This is a genomic window from Burkholderia sp. AU30198 (assembly GCF_020419825.1).
GTDB lineage: Bacteria > Pseudomonadota > Gammaproteobacteria > Burkholderiales > Burkholderiaceae > Burkholderia.
In genome coordinates, this window is sequence record NZ_JAIZSA010000010.1 from 137,190 (window position 1) to 155,480 (window position 18,291).

16 protein-coding genes are annotated in these 18,291 nt (G+C 64.4%); 12 read left to right on the plus strand and 4 right to left on the minus strand.

Annotated elements, in window-relative coordinates:
• Positions 1-15: 15 nt before the first annotated feature.
• A complete protein-coding gene (locus LGN19_RS22210) occupies positions 16-873 on the plus strand; it encodes a lysophospholipid acyltransferase family protein (RefSeq protein WP_174957054.1) in 858 nt (285 codons plus the stop codon).
• A 32-nt stretch (positions 874-905) separates the two neighbouring features.
• On the opposite strand, the gene LGN19_RS22215 is transcribed toward LGN19_RS22210, so the two are convergent.
• Positions 906-1,745: a symmetrical bis(5'-nucleosyl)-tetraphosphatase gene (locus tag LGN19_RS22215; RefSeq protein WP_122944637.1), complete on the minus strand. Its 840-nt coding sequence runs from the start codon at positions 1,743-1,745 to the stop codon at positions 906-908.
• A gap of 344 nt (positions 1,746-2,089) precedes the next feature.
• Here LGN19_RS22215 and rfbB point away from each other — a divergent pair, with 344 nt between their 5' ends.
• The 4 genes from rfbB to rfbD are packed head-to-tail and all read left to right on the plus strand — an operon-like array spanning position 2,090 to position 5,484.
• Positions 2,090-3,151: a dTDP-glucose 4,6-dehydratase gene (rfbB, locus tag LGN19_RS22220; RefSeq protein WP_226217124.1), complete on the plus strand. Its 1,062-nt coding sequence runs from the start codon at positions 2,090-2,092 to the stop codon at positions 3,149-3,151.
• An 11-nt stretch (positions 3,152-3,162) separates the two neighbouring features.
• Entirely contained in the window at positions 3,163-4,056 is an 894-nt protein-coding gene (gene rfbA / locus LGN19_RS22225) for a glucose-1-phosphate thymidylyltransferase RfbA (protein WP_122944639.1), read from the plus strand.
• Positions 4,041-4,592 carry a dTDP-4-dehydrorhamnose 3,5-epimerase gene (gene rfbC, locus LGN19_RS22230; RefSeq protein ID WP_122944640.1) on the plus strand — a complete coding sequence of 184 codons (552 nt, stop codon included), beginning with the start codon at positions 4,041-4,043 and terminating at the stop codon, positions 4,590-4,592. Before rfbA ends, rfbC begins: the two co-directional genes overlap by 16 nt.
• A complete protein-coding gene (gene rfbD / locus LGN19_RS22235) occupies positions 4,585-5,484 on the plus strand; it encodes a dTDP-4-dehydrorhamnose reductase (protein WP_226217126.1) in 900 nt (299 codons plus the stop codon). Before rfbC ends, rfbD begins: the two co-directional genes overlap by 8 nt.
• A 69-nt stretch (positions 5,485-5,553) precedes the next feature.
• Here rfbD and LGN19_RS22240 read toward each other — a convergent pair whose 3' ends face one another.
• Together LGN19_RS22240 and LGN19_RS22245 are read right to left on the minus strand one after the other, a co-directional pair.
• The gene (locus tag LGN19_RS22240; protein ID WP_089450036.1) at positions 5,554-6,363 is read right to left on the minus strand and encodes a glycosyltransferase family 2 protein; all 810 of its coding nucleotides are present in this window, start codon (positions 6,361-6,363) and stop codon (positions 5,554-5,556) included.
• Positions 6,356-8,299: a glycosyltransferase gene (locus tag LGN19_RS22245; RefSeq protein WP_226217130.1), complete on the minus strand. Its 1,944-nt coding sequence runs from the start codon at positions 8,297-8,299 to the stop codon at positions 6,356-6,358. The genes LGN19_RS22240 and LGN19_RS22245 overlap by 8 nt, the downstream gene beginning before the upstream one ends.
• A 197-nt stretch (positions 8,300-8,496) precedes the next feature.
• Here LGN19_RS22245 and LGN19_RS22250 point away from each other — a divergent pair, with 197 nt between their 5' ends.
• From LGN19_RS22250 to LGN19_RS22280, 7 genes are all read left to right on the plus strand, one after another.
• Entirely contained in the window at positions 8,497-10,560 is a 2,064-nt protein-coding gene (locus LGN19_RS22250; RefSeq protein WP_226217131.1) for a glycosyltransferase family 2 protein, read from the plus strand.
• A 114-nt stretch (positions 10,561-10,674) separates the two neighbouring features.
• Positions 10,675-11,520: an ABC transporter permease gene (locus LGN19_RS22255; RefSeq protein WP_164462541.1), complete on the plus strand. Its 846-nt coding sequence runs from the start codon at positions 10,675-10,677 to the stop codon at positions 11,518-11,520.
• A 2-nt stretch (positions 11,521-11,522) separates the two neighbouring features.
• A complete protein-coding gene (locus tag LGN19_RS22260; protein WP_122944645.1) occupies positions 11,523-12,257 on the plus strand; it encodes an ABC transporter ATP-binding protein in 735 nt (244 codons plus the stop codon).
• Between the two features lie 135 nt (positions 12,258-12,392).
• Positions 12,393-13,199: a glycosyltransferase family 2 protein gene (locus LGN19_RS22265; RefSeq protein WP_264173146.1), complete on the plus strand. Its 807-nt coding sequence runs from the start codon at positions 12,393-12,395 to the stop codon at positions 13,197-13,199.
• Complete coding sequence (locus tag LGN19_RS22270; RefSeq protein WP_122944646.1) at positions 13,196-14,161, plus strand: UDP-glucose 4-epimerase family protein; 966 nt, start codon at positions 13,196-13,198, stop codon at positions 14,159-14,161. Before LGN19_RS22265 ends, LGN19_RS22270 begins: the two co-directional genes overlap by 4 nt.
• 5 nt (positions 14,162-14,166) lie before the next feature.
• The gene (locus LGN19_RS22275) at positions 14,167-15,183 is read left to right on the plus strand and encodes an MraY family glycosyltransferase (RefSeq protein ID WP_122944647.1); all 1,017 of its coding nucleotides are present in this window, start codon (positions 14,167-14,169) and stop codon (positions 15,181-15,183) included.
• Positions 15,184-15,195: 12 nt separating this feature from the next.
• On the plus strand, positions 15,196-17,079 hold the full coding sequence (locus tag LGN19_RS22280; protein ID WP_122944648.1) for a polysaccharide biosynthesis protein: 1,884 nt from the start codon (positions 15,196-15,198) through the stop codon (positions 17,077-17,079).
• An 84-nt stretch (positions 17,080-17,163) separates the two neighbouring features.
• Here LGN19_RS22280 and LGN19_RS22285 read toward each other — a convergent pair whose 3' ends face one another.
• Complete coding sequence (locus LGN19_RS22285; RefSeq protein ID WP_226217135.1) at positions 17,164-18,270, minus strand: MraY family glycosyltransferase; 1,107 nt, start codon at positions 18,268-18,270, stop codon at positions 17,164-17,166.
• Between the last annotated feature and the right edge of the window lie 21 nt (positions 18,271-18,291).

The window sequence follows — 18,291 nt, forward strand, 5'->3', positions numbered from 1 at the left end:
CGCCGGACCTTCGCCATGATTGCCCTTCGCAAGCTGCGTCTCGTTTTCCACCTGTTGCGCGGCATGGCGATCGTCGCGCTGCGTTTTTCGCACGTCACGCCCGCGCGGCGCGCCGAGATGACGCGCCGCTGGACGCTCAAGATGCTGCGGATCTGCGGGATGCGCCTCGTCGTCCATAACGACGGCGCGCGGCTCGACGCGAGCGCGCTCGTGGTCGGCAATCACGTGTCGTGGCTCGACATCTACACGGTCAACGCGTGGCGGCCGACGCCGTTCGTGTCGAAGGCCGAGGTGCGGCAGTGGCCGGTCGTCGGCTGGCTCGCCGAGAAGCTCGACACCGTGTTCCTGCAGCGCGAGAAGCGCACCGAGGCGATGCGGGTCATGCACGAGATGGCCGAGCGCCTGCGCAACGGCGGGCTGATGTGCGTGTTTCCGGAAGGAACGACGACCGACGGGCAGGAACTGCTGCCGTTCCATGCGAACCTGTTCCAGTCCGCGGTATCGGCCGGCTGCGCGGTGCAGCCGATCTGCCTGATGTACGAGGACGCGCAGCGGCGGCAGTCGGTCGCACCGGCCTACACGGGCGAACTGGCGCTCGGCAAGTCGCTCGACATGGTGTTGCGCGGTGGTCCGATCATTGCGCACCTTTACGTGTGTGAACCGATCGCGCCGGGCGGTGACCGGCGGGCAACGTCCGCGGCGGCGCGCGACGCGATCGCGGCCGCGCTCGCGACGCTGCAGGCGAAGGTCGACAAGCCGACGGCCGAGTCGCTCGCGGAGCTGGCCAGACATGCCTATCCGGCGACCGAGGTTGGCGTCGGCGCGGCAGGCGGCGAGGCGGCCGACGCGCCCGTGCCGGGGCGCGAGGGTTGACGCGCTGCCCGGCGTCGCGAATCAGTCTTTGATCATTCTCCGCCCGGCGCGCGGCACGCTTCGCACTGCACCTGCGTGACCGTGCGCTGCGCCGGATCGGCCGTCAGCCGCACGGCCGACAGCTGGTTACCCCACACACACCCCGAATCGAGCGCGACGACGTTCTCGCGCAGCATCAGGCCGAGCGCGGCCCAGTGCCCGAACACGACCGTCACGTTCTCCGTGCGGCGCCCCGGTACGTCGAACCACGGCAGGTAGCCGGGCGGCGCGTTGTCGGGGCCGCCGTTCGCCTTGAATTCCATCGTCCCGTCGGGGGTGCAGAAGCGCAGGCGCGTGAATGCGTTGAACGCGACGCGCATCCGGTCGCGTTTCTTCAGATCCGGGCTCCATTGATACGGCTCGTTGCCGTACAGCTTTTGCAGCGTGTCACGCCAGTCGGGCGCGCGCAACGCGCGCTGGAGTTCGTCGGCGAGTTCCAGCACGAGCGTGGCATCCCACTGCGGCAGCATGCCCGCATGCACGAGCAGCATCCCGTTCTCCGCATGTACGAACGGGCGGTGGCGGACCCAGTCGAGCAGCGCGTCGGCGTCGGGCGCGTCGAGGATCTCGCCGATGGTGTCGCCCGGGCGTTCGGTGCGCAGGCCCGCGGAGACCGCGAGCAGGTGGAGGTCGTGATTGCCGAGCACGACGGTCGCGCGCGGGCCGAGGTCGACGAGCGCACGCAGCGAGGCGAGGGAGTCCGGGCCGCGGTTGACGACGTCGCCGGCGATCCACAGCGGCGTGTCGGCGGGGGCTGAAAGCTTGTCGAGCAAAGACTGGAAAGCGGCGTGACAGCCCTGGATGTCGCCGATGGCGATGGGGGGTGGAAGCATGAGGGTCGGATCGTGGCGAGTCTGGGTGAGCTGAGAAAGCATCATTCAAATACGAGCGTGACGCAAAGGACGTTCCACATCGGGCTGTTTGCGTGGCACAGGATTTTTGTGGCGCAAAGGGCCGGGGCGCTGTATCAAGTTGTTAGCAGCATGGAGTTGGCGCCGGCTGGATTCCTATAATTGACATTTTCGCTCCGAAAATAACATCTCGTGACTTGGCCGGTCATGGCGACCGGTTAAAATGCCGGGCCTGATCGGCCGAGACTTGGCCACTGTGACATGACAAGAAGTGCGAAGTGCGCCTGTCAGGCGCGCCGCACACGATTATTACTAGAGGACGTTTCATGATCCTGGTTACCGGCGGCGCGGGTTTTATCGGTGCCAATTTCGTACTCGACTGGATCGCAGTTTCCGGCGAGGCCGTGCTCAATGTCGACAAGCTGACCTATGCGGGTAACCTGCGTACGCTGGCACCGCTGAATGAGAATCCGGATCATGTGTTTGCCCGTGTCGACATCTGCGATCGCGCGGCACTCGATGCGCTGTTTGCCGAGCACAAGCCGCGTGCCGTGATCCACTTTGCCGCCGAAAGCCACGTCGACCGCTCGATCCACGGGCCGGCCGATTTCGTGCAGACCAATGTCGTCGGCACGTTCACGCTGCTCGAAGCGGCACGCATGCACTGGAACGGCCTGGACGATACCGACAAGGCGGCGTTCCGCTTCCTGCACGTGTCGACCGACGAGGTGTTCGGGTCGCTGTCCGCGACTGATCCGCAGTTCTCGGAAACGACGCCTTATGCGCCGAACAGCCCCTATTCGGCGACGAAGGCCGGCTCCGACCACCTCGTGCGTGCGTATCACCACACGTACGGCCTGCCGACGCTCACGACGAACTGCTCGAACAACTACGGTCCGTACCAGTTCCCGGAGAAGCTGATTCCGCTGATGATCGCGAACGCGCTCGCGGGCAAGCCGTTGCCGGTCTACGGCGATGGCCAGAACGTGCGCGACTGGCTGTACGTCGGCGACCACTGCAGCGCGATCCGCGAAGTGCTCGCGCGCGGCGTGCCGGGCGAGACGTACAACATCGGCGGCTGGAACGAGAAGAAGAACCTCGACGTCGTGCACACGCTCTGCGACCTGCTCGACGCCGCGCGGCCGAAGGCGGCCGGTTCGTACCGCGACCAGATCACCTATGTGAAGGACCGTCCGGGCCACGACCGCCGCTATGCGATCGATGCGCGCAAGCTCGAGCGCGAACTCGGCTGGAAGCCTGCCGAGACGTTCGAGACGGGGCTCGCGAAGACCGTCCGCTGGTATCTCGACAACCAGGCGTGGGTGGACGAGGTCGCGTCCGGCGATTACCGCAAGTGGGTGGAAACCAATTACGCGCAACGTACGTGAGGGTCTGATCGATGGCACGTAAGGGCATAATTCTCGCCGGCGGCTCGGGCACGCGGCTGTATCCGATTACGCACGTCGTATCGAAGCAACTGCTGCCGGTGTACGACAAGCCGATGATTTACTACCCGCTGTCGACGCTGATGATCGCGGGCATTCGCGACGTGCTGATCATCTCGACGCCGCAGGACACCCCGCGCTTCGAGGCGATGCTCGGCGACGGCAGCCAGTGGGGGATGAACATCCAGTATGCGGTGCAGCCGTCGCCCGACGGGCTCGCCCAGGCGTTCATCATCGGCAGGGACTTCGTCGGCAACGATCCGTCCGCGCTGATTCTCGGCGACAACATCTTCTACGGGCACGACCTCGCGAAGCAGCTCGAGCGGGCCAGTTCGAAGGCGGCCGGTGCGACCGTGTTTGCCTATCACGTGCAGGATCCGGAGCGCTACGGCGTGGTCGAATTCGACCGCGCGTTCCGTGCGGTATCGATCGAAGAGAAGCCGGCCGTGCCGCGCTCGAGCTACGCGGTGACGGGGCTCTATTTCTACGACCGGCAGGTGTGCGATATTGCCGCCGACATCAAGCCGTCGGCGCGCGGCGAACTCGAGATCACGGACGTCAATTCGCGTTATCTGGCGGCCGGTGAGCTCGACGTCGAGATCATGGGGCGCGGCTACGCGTGGCTCGACACGGGCACGCACGATTCGCTGATCGAGGCGGCGACCTTCATCGCGACGCTGCAAAAGCGGCAAGGGCTTGTCGTGGCATGCCCGGAGGAAATCGCGTATCGCATGCGCTGGATCGACGCGGAGCAAGTGCTGGCGCTGGCACGACCGCTGGCGAAGAACGCTTACGGTAAATACCTGCAACACATTCTCGACGACCAATTGGCATGGCCATCCAAGTAACCGACACGGCATTGCCGGAAATCAAGATCATCGAGCCGAAGGTGTTCGGCGATGCGCGCGGGTTCTTTTACGAGAGCTTCAATGCGCGCGAGTTTGCCGAACAGATCGCGCCGGACGTGACGTTCGTGCAGGACAATCATTCGCGATCGGCGAAGGGGGTTCTGCGCGGGCTGCATTATCAGATCCAGCATGCGCAGGGGAAGCTCGTACGGGTCGTGGAGGGCGAAGTGCTCGACGTCGCGGTCGATATCCGGCGCAGCTCGCCGAATTTCGGCAAGTGGGTCGGCGTGCTGCTGTCGGAAGCCAATCATCGGCAGCTGTGGGTGCCGCCCGGCTTTGCGCACGGTTTCGTGGTGTTGTCCGACTCCGCGCAGTTCCTGTACAAGACGACCGACTACTGGTATCCCGAACACGAGCGCAGCCTGCTGTGGAACGATCCCGCGCTGGGTATCGACTGGCAGCTCGATGGCGAACCGGTGCTGGCGGCGAAGGATGCCGCCGGCAAGCCGCTCGCGGAGGCCGACGTATATGAGTGACGCACGACGGATTCTCGTGACGGGGGTGGGCGGGCAGGTCGGGTTCGCGCTCGCCCGTTCGCTGCAGGGGCTTGGCCGTGTCGTCGCGGTAGACCGTGCCGCACTCGACCTGGCCGATCCGGACCGGATTCGGGCGGTGGTGCGCGACGTGCGGCCCACGCTGATCGTCAATCCCGCGGCCTATACGGCAGTCGACCAGGCGGAGCGCGACGAGGACGCGGCAATGCGTATCAACGCGATCGCGCCGGGCGTGCTGGCCGAGGAGGCGAAGGCGCTGGGCGCTGCGTTGATCCACTACTCGACCGACTATGTGTTCGACGGTGCGAAGGCCTCGCCGTATGTCGAGACCGATACGCCCGCGCCGCAGAATGTGTACGGAAGCTCGAAGCTTGCCGGCGAGCGTGCGATCGAGGCCATCGGCGCGGCCGCGATCGTCTTTCGCACCAGCTGGGTGTATGGCGCACGTGGACGCAACTTCCTGCTGACGATGCTGCGGCTGGCGGCCGAACGCCGGGAATTGAAGATCGTTGCCGATCAGATCGGTGCGCCGACCTGGGCGAACACGATCGCCACGATGACCGCGCACGTCGTCGCGCAGGCGCTTGCCGCCAACGATGCGCCCGCGTGGTGGGCGTCCCGTTCGGGCGTCTATCATCTGACGGCCGGTGGCGAAACCTCGTGGCATGGTTTTGCGAGCGCGATCGTCGAGCTCGCCGCGCTTGAGTCGCGTCCGTTGGTCGTGCCGATTCCGTCGTCGGAATATCCGACACCCGCCGTGCGGCCGCCAAACTCGCGCTTGTCGAACGAAAAGCTGTTGCGGACGTTCGGGCTTGCCGCACCGGACTGGCGCGATGCACTGGCGCTTTGCCTCGCCGAAATCCGGCGGGACTGAGCGCTTGCCGGACCGCCCCGTGCCGGACCGCGCGTCGTCGCGGGTCCGCTCACGGGCATTCCGGGTCTGTCAGGCCGTGCCGTCGGCCTGGAGGGGGTGATCCTCGTGCTTCCCGACGATGGGGAAAATCTGCTCCGGCATGTGCGGGAGCAGCCCTTCGCTCGCATTGCTCTGTCCCAGGGAGCCCATCTCCTTCACGCGGATGATGTGGACGGTATCCGGCACGATCCGGTGTGCGACGTCGGACCACAGCGTTTCGATGTTCCAGGTCCAGTCCTCGATCCCGAGCCCCATCGACTTCACGACAGGCTTGTACGGGAACCGCTGGTAAATGCTGCGGTGCGCGAAAATGTTGGCAGACCAGATGTTGTTCAGGAACAGCGAATTGCGATCGAAGCCTTCCTCGTCGCTTGCCCGGTGGACGAAGTGGAACGATTGCGCCAACGGGTGCGGCAGATGGTTCATCGAGTGCCGGTCGTAGTCGCTCTCGTGGAAATAGAACAGGCTTTCGGGGTGCCAGATGGAGCGGGTGTCGGCCGGTTCGTCGCGCGAGCACGCAAATGCGCGCGTCAGCCATTGGCTGCCCCACAGGTCGTCGCCATCGAGAAAGGCGAGATACTCGCCGCTTGCCACGTCGACGCCCGTGTTTCTCGTCAGGCCCAGGTCGCCGCACGAGACGACGTCGAGTGCGTCCAGCCACGCACCGCGCTGTTTCACGATGTCGAGCGTCTGCGGGTCGGGGTTGTCGAGCAGCGCTCGTGCTTCGATACGCAAGCCCGATTCGCGCGCGACGCTCACCAGTCGGTGCATGCTCGCCAGAGCCGGAATCGCAAATGCCGCCTCTTTGTGGAAAACGATGAAGACGGAAATGTCAGTCACTTTCTAGTCCGAAGATGGTCTTGACGTTCTGCGAGTAGGCGGCAGGGGAGTGGCGGGCGACCACCTGCTGGTACGCGGTACCGATCATGCGCTCGATGTCCGCGCCGGTCGATCCGCACACCGCGTCCATCGCCGTGCTGAATGCCGCGGCGGTTTCGGCGGCGTGGTGCTGGTGGCCGACGAACTTGACGGCCGAGTCGTCGAACGTACCGCGCAGTCCGCCAACGTCCGCGAGGATCAACGGCAGCGCATGCTGGCTCATTTCCAGCACGATATTGGGCATGCCTTCGAACAGGCTGGTGAAGATGAAACCGTCGTAGTCGACGAAATCCGCGGCCGGCACGTTTTCGAGCACGCCCTTGTGATGAATGTTCGGCGCGGCGAGGCCCAGTTGCGCAAAGCTGCCGTGAACGGGGCCGTAGACGTCGAATTCGTCCGAGCGGCGCAGTTGCGCGAGCGCGGCCAGGATCTCGGTGCCCTTGAACGGTTCGACGCGGGAAACCCACAGCCAGCGCCGATGCCGGTCGGGGTTGGCCCAGCGCGGCGCGCGGCGCGCCAGGCGCGCGGCGAATGTCGTCTCGTCGACCAGCATGGCCTTGGCCGGCAACTCCACGACGCCGGGGCCGCGAATGCCGCCCCACATGCGCTCGAGCGTATCGGCCATGCGTGCGTTGTCGGTCAGTGCCGCGGCATAGGACAGCGTGCGGCGCGGGAAGCGTGCGCCGTAAGGGGCACCGATGCCGTTGACGCCGAGGCTGAAGAACGTGCAGAAGATCTTCGCGTACTGGGACAGGCCGCGGCCGAACTGGGCAACCGCGTCAAGACCGACCCGGCTGTTGTTGATAATGATCGTATTGGGCCGAAGGGCGTTGAGAAAACGGGCGAATACGGCCGCACTGGCGTGGCCCGGGCCGCATGCGTCACGCCAGAACAGCACCTCGTGCCGCTTGAGGGGCGCGAGGATGTTCAGCGCTTCCCAGCCTGCGGATTCCTTTTCGGTTGCCTCGGTCACCACCACGAGAATCGGTTCGGCGACCGAATCGCCGAGCGTCTGCACGAGGTCGGCCACGTATTTTTCGGCACCGCCGGTACACAGGAACGGCGTCGCGACGACCGTACGCGGCACCACCGACAGCGATTCGAAGATTCTCGACACGTGAACGCCGTCGCGAGCCAGCAGGTCGGTCGCGTCGAATTCGCGAAGATTGCCGATCGCTTTCGCGCCGGCCGCCACGATCCCGAGATCGAATTCGGCCTGTTCGGCGATCTGATCGAGGATGCGTCCGATGGGGCGACGCACCCGGACCGCGACGGGGCGCCCCTTCCAGTGGAAGTACTGCCACGACGCGCCTTCGATATGATCCATGTCGCCGATCACGACGTCCGTGCGCGGTGCGATCGAGCGACCTTCATCGATGCCCCACTTCAGCCAGTGTTCGACGGGGTCGACGCCGGCGGCCTTCACGTCAGGATTGTTGAACAGATAGGCGTCGCGATCGAGCTTGTCTTCGATGAACGCTCGAAATCGTGCGTCGCTTCCCGGGTCGCGGTCGACTTGCGACGGAGCCGTGCCGTTGGGGCTGGCGGCCGTGTTGCCACGGAGTGCGGGCACACGGCCCGCCGTCATGCGATGTCGTAGCCGCGACAGAACACGCTTGGAGAGGCGGGCAGTACCTTGAATCGTCAGTTTCATGTGATGAATGCGCAGCCTCGAACGAGAACACGTTAACACACCGGATACACGGAATGTCGGCCTCGATCGGCAGAGGCGGCAAGTGACAACGGCCGAGATTGTACATGACCGCTGATGCGCCTTTTCCGCGAATGCACCCGTCCGGTGCGTGCGGTCAGGGGGGCGGCTGGCCTGGGCGGGCCGCGGCAGCCACGGACGTCGCGGGAACGCCGCCAGGACGCAACTCGACAGGCCGTGAAACACCTTTTAACATTATCCGCTGAGTCATTCATGCGACAATGCCGCCTTTGTCAGGCCTACCGTCAGGTGGTCGAACCGGTTCAGATAGTCCAAATGGTTCAACGGGCCGGGTGTCGGCGGTAACGGCCTGATCGCAATGCGTTTGCGTCTCTCCTCGACTCGAGAGTCGTCCATTCGCACGGGTGTCTCGTGGTGTACGAGTGGCATCCGTGGCGGGAGCGGGAGCACCCTGTCGTCCGGGGGCTGCCCATGTCGTTTCCAGTGCCGGCTCCAGCGCCGGCCAGGCAGCTGCAACGCGAGCGGCTGTCCCGGGACGCCGCCGCTTTGTATCCCGTCCCTCGTTCAGGCGAGCAGACATGACAGAATCCCTCTTTCCCCCCGGTCACCCTTTGGAATCAATGTCCAGTCTGAGCACAACCGACCTACCTTGTATCGATATTTCCATCGTTACATACAATTCCGAGCGCTGGCTTGCAGGTTTCTGGGAGAGTCTCGTCGCGCAGCAGTATCCGCTCGACAAGATCACGGTGTTGATCCGCGACAATGGTTCGAAGGATCGCACCGTCGAGGCGCTGCGCGACCTGATCGCGCGATTCGGCGAGCGGTTCCGGTCGGTGTCGCTGGACACGGGGGCAAACGTCGGCTTCGGCGCAGGGCACAACGCCAACCTTGCGGCGGGCCAGTCGGAATTCTTTCTGGTCACCAACGTCGACCTGACGTACGAGGCGAATGCCATCGAGCGCGCCGTGCGCCGCGCCGTCGCCGACGACGCGCGGGTCGCGGGCTGGGAGTTCAGGCAAAAGCCGTACGAGCATCCGAAGTACTACGACCCTGTCACGCTCGAGGTGAGCTGGGCGTCAAGCGCGTGCATGCTGTTCCGGCGCAGCGCGCTGGAACAGGTCGGTGGTTACGAGTCGCGATTGTTCATGTACGGCGAAGACGTCGAGCTTTCGTATCGCCTTCGCGATCGAGGCCATGTCATCAAGTACTGCGTCGACGCCGTGTGCTGGCACTACACCTATGAAACCGCGAACGAGCTGAAGCCGGTGCAGTTTTTCGGCAGCACGCGGGCGAACGTCCTGTTGCGCATGCGGTACGGCACGCTGCGCCAGATCGTCGGCGGACTCGCGATGTATCTCGGGTTGTTCATGATCCCGCTGCCGATCCAGGGGCGCGTCAAGGGCCTGTTCGCGAACCTGATGACGATCCTGCGCGACAGTTTCTATTTCCTGCGAACGCGCAAGCAGTCGGACATCGCATTCCCGTTCCGCGGGTGGGATTACGAGCAATCTCGCGAAGGGGCGTTTCAAACGTTCGAGCAACTGCCGGCGGACCCTCCGCTCGTGAGCATCGTGGTGCGCACGTGTGCGGGGCGTCTGGGCAAGCTGAAAGAGGCCGTGCAATCGGTCGTGCATCAGACCTACCCGAACGTCGAACTCGTGGTGGTGGAGGACGGCTCGGAGACGGCGCAGTCGTTCGTCGAGTCCGTTCGGGCATCGGGCGCACTTGCGCGAGTGCAGTACCACCCGATTCCGAAAGCAGGGCGCTGCGTCGCCGGCAATGTCGGGCTCGAGGCGGCGACCGGCAAGTACGCGTGTTTTCTCGATGACGACGACCTGCTGTTTGCCGACCACGTCGAAGTGCTCGCGCGCAAGCTCGACAGCCGTCCGGATCTGGCCGGCGCGTATGCGCTCGCGTTCCAGGTGGACACGGAAATCGTCAGCCATGATCCGTGGGTGTACCGGGTCGCCAGCCGCTACGTGGCGTACCGCGAGGGTTTCTCGAGGGCGGCGATCTGGCATCACAACTTCATTCCGATTCAGGCGATCCTGTTCCGGCGCGCGCTGTTCGAGCAGTACGGCGGGTTCAACGTGCAACTGGATCGCCTCGAGGATTGGGACTTGTGGGTGCGTTATTGCCAGCGCAACGATTTCGAGCTCGTCGAGAAGGTGACATCCGAGTATCGGGTGCCCGCTCAAGACTCGGTTGCATCGGTCCGTCAGCAGGAGCTGGACGACTACTATCAGAAAGCGGTGCAGGCCCGGGACGGCATGGTGCTGCAGATGACGCCGAACGAGGTGATGAAGTACGCCGAAGAGCTGGCGAAGATCATGTATCCGATCGCGGTGTCGAGGAGCCGGCTTCGCGCGATCGCGCTGCGGATTCCCGGAATCTGGGTATTGCGCCGCTTCTATCTGATTTCTCGTGGCGTAATGGGGCGGATCAAGCGGAAGTTCGCGTCGGCGGCGAAGCGGCAAGGGTAATCCTGCGTCGGATCGGTCGCTGATCGTGCAACCGGTGCGCTATAATTTGCGCCCCCTCCGATCCGGGCCGGAGTCCGACGCGAAACGTGGAGAGCCGTTCGCCGTATCGGATCCGTGGCCGCCGAGCGGTCGCCGGGGCTGGTTTGCATGCCGATTTTGCCAAATTGCCGGTTTCAACTGAACTCGATAATGTTTACCAAAGAGCTGTTTGCCTATCGGCACGTGCTGTACCAACTGGTGACGCAGCAACTGCTGGCCCGTTACCGCCGGACCATCTTCGGCTATTTGTGGACGATTCTCAATCCGCTGATGATGATGACGGTGTCGGCCGTCGTGTTCTCGCATATCTTCCGCCTCGGCCTGCGTGACTACGCAATTTTCCTGTTCGCCGCCACGGTGCCGTGGAACTTCTTCAGCGGATGCGTGGTGCAGGCGGGCAGCTCGATCGTCTCGAACGAAGGGCTGATCAAGAAAGTCTATGTCCCGAAGCTGATCTTCCCGATCTCGACCGCGATCGGGTGCCTGCTGGATTCGCTGTTCGGCCTGGTTGCGCTGTTCGTCATCGCGTTTGTCGTGGGCGCGCGCATCAGTCCGGCCTTGTTCTTTCTCCCGATTTCTTTCGCGATCCTGTATTTCTTCGCGCTCGGTCTCGCGCTGATGCTGTCGGTTGCGATGGTGTATTTCCGGGATCTGCAGCATCTGATCGGCGTGCTGATGCAGGCGTTGTACTTCCTGACGCCGATCATGTACCAGCCGAGCGCCATTTCGCCGTCGCTGCAAAACATCCTGCGCTTCAATCCGCTGCTCTATTTCGTGGATCTGTTCCGCGCACCGATTTATCGCTCGGAATTGCCGTCGTTGACGGTGATCGGCATCGCGTTGGTCGCTGCGATCGCAAGCTTCTCGATCGGACTCAAGCTTTTTCGGTCCTACGAGAACAAACTCATCTTTAGGCTTTGATTATGTCTTCGATTGAAGTGGTAAATGTGTCGCTCAAATTTCGACTTTACCATGACAAGACGCCGAGTCTGAAAGACTACCTTGCGCAGTTTTTCCGTTCGAAATCCCATTCGAAATTCACGGATTTCTGGGCGTTGAAGAATGTCAGTCTGACGATTCGGCGCGGCGATCGCGTGGGTATCGTCGGGCACAATGGCGCGGGTAAGAGCACGCTGCTGAAGACCATTTGCCGCATTTATTCCGCGCAGTCCGGCGACGTCAAGATCACCGGGCGCGTCGCGCCGCTCATCGAGATCGGCGCCGGCTTCAATCCCGAATTCAGCGGGCGCGACAATATTTATTTCAGCGGCAGCATTCTCGGCTATTCGAAAGACGAGTTGCGCCGCCTGGAAGGCGAAATCATTGAATTCACGGAGCTGGAAGAATTCATCGATACGCCGGTGAAATACTATTCGACCGGCATGTACATGAAGCTGGCGTTTGCAATTGCCACGGCCGTTCATCCGGAAATCCTGATTCTCGACGAAGTGTTTGCCGGCGGCGACGCGTCTTTCATCGCCAAGGCGAAGCAGCGGATGACGGAGTTCATCGACAAGGCCAGCATCATGGTCTGCGTGTCGCACGACATGGACCTGTTGAGGACGCTGTGCAATCGCGTCGTGTGGCTCGATCACGGGCAGGTAAAGGCAGACGGAAATCCCGATGAAATCATCACGCAGTACCTGGCGGCGCGTTGACGAACGCGTAGCGGTCGGCCTGTCCGGCATGACCCCGGTGCGCGTTCGACGTGGCATCGCAGCGGCAGGGTGCGCCTGCATGCGTGGTGCAGACCAGCGTGGGCGGCCGGCGTGACGGGCGGTTCAGATAGCCGGTTGTCGGTATCCGTCGTCGTCTATCGGCCCGACGCGACGGTGCTTGCGCGCACGCTCGAGCGCTTGTGTGTCGCCGTCGACGCGACGCGCAAGTCCCGCCCCGGATTTACCGTCGACCTGTACATGATCGACAACGGCGGCCTTACCGACGCCGGATGGAACCCGGCCGTGCTCGATGCCGCCGGGATCCGCCATGTGACCGTAAGCGGCCAGGGTAACGTCGGATACGGGCGAGGGCACAATCTCGCGATCGAGCGCGCGGACGGCGGCTACCATCTGGTGCTGAATCCGGACATTGACGTCGAGCCCGATGCGCTCACGCACGCGCTGAAGTTTTTCGATGCCCATCCGGAGGTCGGCCTGCTGACGCCGAGGATCGATGACGGCGACGGCCATCTTCAGTATCTGTGCCGCCGCTATCCGACGGTGCTGGACCTGGCCGTGCGGGGCTTCCTGCCGGCGCGGTTCAGGCGGTTTTTCTCGTCGCGGCTGTCCCGATATGAAATGCGGGACGTGATCAACGATCGCGACATCGTGTGGGATCCGCCGATCGTCAGCGGCTGCTTCATGCTGTTCCGGACCGACCTCCTCAAGAAGCTCGGCGGCTTCGATCCCCGCTATTTCCTGTATTTCGAAGACTACGACCTGAGCTTGCGCACGCTCGATGTTGCGCGGGTGGCGTACGTGCCGACCGTGCGGGTGTCGCACTATGGCGGCGGCGCTTCGCGCAAGGGCTTCGCGCACATCCGGATGTTCTCGGCGTCGGCATTCAAGTTCTTCAACCGCTTCGGCTGGAAATGTCTATGAGCGATGTGCTCGTGACCGGGGCGAACGGGTTCGTCGGCCGTGCGCTTTGCCTGGCGCTGCAGCGTCGCGGGCATACCGCGAGCGGGCTCGTGCGCCGCTCGGGCGCGTGTGTTGCCGGTGTTCGCGAGTGGGTTCATCCCGCCGACGACTTCGCGGGCCTCGCCGACGCGTGGCCGGCTGCGTTCGAGCCGGATTGCGTGGTGCACCTCGCGGCGCGCGTCCACGTGATGCGTGACGACGCCGACGATCCGGCTGCCGCATTTCGCGCGGCAAACGTCGAAGGCGCGTTGCGGGTTGCGCAAGCCGCGCATCGCCGCAACGTCCGGCGCATGGTGTTCGTCAGCAGCGTGAAGGCGGTGGCGGAGTCCGACGGCGGCGTGCCGCTGGACGAGCGTGCGCCGCCGCATCCGGAAGATGCTTACGGGCGGTCGAAACTCGAGGCCGAGCAGGCGCTGGTCGAGTTTGCGTCGCAAACCGGCCTCGACGTCGTGATCGTTCGTCCGCCGCTCGTCTACGGCCCCGGTGTGCGCGCCAACTTCCTGCGGATGATGGATGCGATCGCGCGCGGCGTGCCGCTGCCGCTCGGCGCGATCGCGGCGCGCCGCAGTCTGGTCTACGTCGACAATCTCGCGGATGCGTTGCTGCACTGCGCGACCGACCCGCGTGCGGCGCAGGGCTGCTTTCACGTTGCCGACGACGACGCACCGTCCGTGACCGAACTGCTGCAGATGGTCGGCGATGCGCTCGGCAAGCCGGCGCGGTTGTTTCCGGTTCCGGTCGGGGTGTTGCGCGCGGTGGGCAAGTTGACCGGCCGGACTGCCGCGATCGACCGCCTGACGGGCGGCCTGCAGCTCGATACCGGCTGCATCGCGCGGGTGCTCGACTGGCGCCCCCCGCATTCGACCCGGCAGGGGCTCGAAGCGACGGCGGCATGGTATCGTTCGCGCGATACGGAACAATAACCGACATGCATTTCGCGATTTCCACGTGGCCGACTGCCGCCGCGATGGCGCTGGCCTGCGCCGTCGCGACCACAGCGATCCTGCGCACGCTGCTCGCCACCGGGCTGGCGTGGCGGCTTGCCACCGACATTCCAAACGATCGTTCGTTACACGTGCGTCCGACGCCGCGCGTCGGCGGCTGGGGCATCGTGCCGGTCTCCGTGCTTGCGATGCTGGGGTTCGCGCCGCGGATCTGGCTGATCGCCGTCGCGGCGGCGGCGCTGGCAGCCCTGTCGCAATTCGACGACCGGCACGGGTTGCCGGCCCGTGTCAGGTTCGCCGCGCATCTGGCCGCGGTCGTCGCGCTGATCGCCAGCTATCCGGCCGCGGCCCCATGGTGGCTGCTTGCGGGTGTCGGTTTCGCCATGGTCTGGCTGACCAACCTCTACAACTTCATGGACGGTGCGGACGGCCTGGCAGGCGGGATGGCGCTGTTCGGTTTCGGGGCCTATGCGGTGGCGGCGCTGGCCGGCGCGCATCCGTCCCCGGATCTTGTCGCCGGTGCCGCCGCAATCGCCGGTGCCGCGCTGGGCTTCCTGTTGCTGAATTTCCATCCGGCGAAGCTGTTCCTCGGCGATGCGGGCTCCATTCCGCTCGGGTTTATGGCGGGCGCGCTCGGCTACTGGGGCTGGCGACACGGGGTCTGGCCGATCTGGTTCCCGGCGATGGTGTTCGCGCCCTTTATTGCCGATGCATCTGTAACACTCGTGAGACGTTTGTTACGCGGTGAAAAGTTCTGGCAGGCGCACCGGGAGCATTATTATCAAAGGATGGTGCGATCCGGCATCGGTCATGGACGCACCGCCGTATATTGGTACCTCATCATGCTCGCGGGCATAATCGTTGCCCTGTGGGCATTGGGTCGCCCGGAGCCGCAGCAGTGGTTGCTGTTTGCCGCCTGGTACGGCGTTCTCGTATGTCTCGGGCTTGTCATCGACATGCGCTGGCGCCGGATTCGGACGGCCGCCGAAAACAAATCATGAGGTTTCCCGCCGATGTTGCGATCCAAAGCATCGTGGCTGTCGTTGAGTGCTTTCCTGTTCGACCTGACGGCGGTGCTTGCCGCGTGGTTGTTCGCTTATCTCGTTCGTTTCAACGGTAGCGTCCCGCATGAGTTCCTGCGCGGCGCGCTGATGGCGCTGACATGGGTGCTGCCCGTGTACGCGCTGATGTTCCACGGGTTCGGCCTGTATCGCGGGCTCTGGGTATTCGCGAGCCTGCCCGACCTGATGCGCATCTCGAAGGCGGTGGCCGGCGGCGGCGTGATCGTGATGATCGGCGCCGTGATGTTCCAGCCGACGCCGATCATTCCCCGCTCGGTACTGCTCGTGTCGCCGCTGATGCTGTTCCTGGTGATGGGCGGCGCCCGCGCGCTGTATCGCGCGACCAAGGAGTACTACCTGTACGGCGGGCTCGTCGGGAAGGGCAAGCCGGTGCTGGTGCTCGGCGCCGGCACGGCCGGTGCGAGCCTCGCGCGCGAGCTGTCGCGCTCCGGCGAATGGCGCCTCGTCGGCCTGCTCGACGATGACGTCACCAAGCAGGGCCGCGAGATATACGGTCACAAGGTGCTCGGCTCGTTCAACGACCTCAAGCACTGGACCGACGCGATGAAGGTCGAATACGCGATCATCGCGATTCCGTCGGCGTCGGTCGAGGTGCAGCGCCGCGTCGCGACGTTGTGCGTGCGGGCCGGCGTGAAGGCGATGGTGCTGCCTTCGCTGACCGCGCTGATGCCGGGGCAGGGCTTCCTGTCGCAAGTGCGGAACATCGATCTCGAGGATTTGCTCGGTCGCGAGGCCGTGACGATCGATACGCCGCACGTCGAGGCGTTGCTGCGCGGTCGCGTCGTAATGGTGACGGGCGCGGGCGGTTCGATCGGATCCGAGCTGTGCCGGCAGATCCTGCGCTTTGCGCCGGCGCAGCTCGTCGCGTTCGACCTGTCCGAGTACGCGATGTACCGGCTGACCGAGGAACTTCGCGAGCGCTTCCCCGATTTGCCGGTCCTGCCGATCATCGGCGACGCGAAGGATTCGCTGCTGCTCGACCAGGTGATGTCGCGTCACGCGCCGCACATCGTGTTCCATGCGGCCGCCTACAAGCATGTGCCGCTGATGGAGGAGCACAACGCGTGGCAGGCCTTGCGCAACAACGTGCTCGGCACCTATCGCGTGGCCCGCGCGGCGATCCGCCACGATGTCCGTCATTTCGTGCTGATCTCGACCGACAAGGCGGTCAATCCGACCAACGTGATGGGCGCGAGCAAGCGTCTGGCCGAAATGGCCTGCCAGGCGTTGCAGCAGACGAGCGAGCGCACGCAGTTCGAGACCGTGCGCTTCGGCAACGTGCTGGGCAGCGCGGGCAGCGTGATCCCGAAATTCCAGCAGCAGATCGCGAAGGGCGGCCCGGTGACGGTCACGCATCCGGAGATCACGCGTTTCTTCATGACGATCCCGGAAGCGTCGCAGCTCGTGCTGCAGGCGTCGAGCATGGGGCATGGCGGCGAGATCTTCATCCTCGACATGGGCGAACCGGTGAGGATCGTCGATCTCGCATGCGACCTGATCCGCCTGTACGGTTTCGCGGAAGAGCAGATCCGCATCGAGTTCACCGGGCTGCGGCCCGGCGAGAAGCTCTACGAGGAGCTGCTCGCGGACGACGAGGCGACGACGCGCACACCGCACCCGAAGCTGCGGATCGCACGCGCACGGGAAGTGCCGGACAATTTCCTCGACGAGCTGCTGCCGTGGCTGATGCAGCATCGTGTACTGCCCGACGACGAAGTGCGGCGCGACCTGCGGCGCTGGGTGCCGGAATATCAGACGGCCATTGCCCCCGTGTTGCAGAGCGTCCCGTCGGTGCGCGCCGCATCGAACGGGTGATGCGGCCCCGGGCCGTGAACCGAACGGCAAGACAAAAAAAGCGCCCCGCAGGGCGCTTTTTTTGTCTGGAAGTCGGCATGCGGCTCAGTGGCTGCGTCGATGCTTTCTCACCACCATCCACCGCGGCGCCCTGAACCGCACGATGCTGAGGTACAGCCACACGTAGGTCAGCGCAAACAGCACGACGAACACGAACAGATGCACCGTGTGCCGCCAGAACAGCGTCGCGGGTATCACCGCGACGAGGCACAGCAGCCACAGGTACGGCGACGTCAGCGAATTGCGGCGCGTCAGGTCGTGCGCGTGCTTCGTGCCGACGGCCCAGCGCATCAGCCGCTTGTACACGAGCATGTGCAGGTGCACGCCGTCCGGAATGCCGGGCGACATCCCGCGGATGAATTTCTTCCGGTAGATCGAGAAGCAGGTCTCGAAGATCGGGTACATGAACAGCAGCACCGGGTACCACGCGGATACCTCGCGGTTGCGCATCACGAGCATGATCGCGAGCTCCGCGAGCATGAAGCCGATGAAATACGCGCCGCCGTCGCCGAGGAAGATCAGGCCGGCCGGGAAATTCCACAGGAAGAAGCCGAGTACGGCGCCCATCATGATGATCGACGCGGACATGACGACCGGGTCGCCGACCTGGAACGCCACGTACGCGAGCGACGCGAACATCATGAAGCTGACCATCGACGCGAGCCCGTTGAAGCCGTCGATGATGTTGACCGCATTCGCGAGCGCCGCGACCGCAAGCACGGTGACGAACGCCGAAATGGCGGCATAGCCGAGCAGGAAATCGAGCGGCGGCACGCTGATGCGCGTGACCGCGATGTTCATCAGCCAGAACGCGAGCGCGGCCGCGCCCATCGTGCAGAGCAGCCGCGCGCGCGGCGACACGCGCTTGGTCAGGTCCTCGACCAGGCCGGACAGGAACGCCGGCATGCCGCAGGCAACGATGCCGAGAATGCTGCCGGCGATCGTCGGGTAGCGCTGCATGAGCAGCAGCGCCGCGACGACGACGCCCGCGAGGATCCCGATGCCCCCGACCCGCGGCACGGGCCGCACGTGGAATTTCTGCACGCCGGCCAGGTCGCTGTCGATCGAGAATTTCTCGTGAAGGTGCGCGTAGCGCACGATGAACAGCGTGACGAGCAGGGAGACAATGAAGCCGGACGCGAAGCTGAGCATGGGACCGCTCGAAAAATGGAC